Genomic DNA, 588 nt, shown 5'->3' on the forward strand with positions numbered 1-588 from the left:
ACGGCGTCGGCCCCGCCCAGCTGCACCGCCAGGAAGCGCAGGGCGCCGCCGCCGAACTCGGGCTGCCGGTAGTAGTCGCCGGGCTGCCCGATCAGGTCCTCGGGCCCCACCCGCGCCCCGGTGTAGTCCACCCGGCCCGAGACGGTCGCCCGCATCCCCAGCGGCTGCCAGAAGCTCAGGTCGGGCACCCCCGCCTCCCGCTCGCGGGGCAGCAGCACCATCACCCGGCCCCCCCCGGCCTCGGCGGGCAGCAGCGTCCGGGTGACGTGCCCCAGCCCGGACGCGAAGGTCTTGCCCCCGGTCAGGCTCAGGCCCTGCGGCCCCTCCACCACGCGCAGGCCGGGGCCGTCCTCGGTGTTCCACACCCCGAACAGTTCCCCGGCGCGGGCGTCGCGGGCGGCGCGGGCCACCTGCGCGGGCGTGCCGTAACGCAGGATCAGCCGCAGGGCGTTGTCGTGGCCCTCGTACACCCGGCCGACCGGGAGGCTCAGGCGCCCCAGCCCACGCAGCAGGCCCAGCAGCGCCGCCCCGCCCAGACCCAGACCCCCCAGGGGGGCAGGCAGCGCGGCCCCCAGCAGCCCGGCGTCC

The 588-nt window shown here is 78.4% G+C and carries 1 protein-coding gene; it reads right to left on the reverse strand.

Going from position 1 to position 588, the window contains the following annotated elements; all coding sequences use genetic code 11:
• Nucleotides 1-588, reverse strand: a 588-nt coding sequence (locus tag QOL99_RS17470; RefSeq protein ID WP_285525685.1) for an acyl-CoA dehydrogenase family protein, incomplete at both ends; no start/stop codon positions are given.

The organism is Deinococcus rhizophilus (assembly GCF_030271215.1).
Lineage (GTDB): Bacteria > Deinococcota > Deinococci > Deinococcales > Deinococcaceae > Deinococcus > Deinococcus rhizophilus.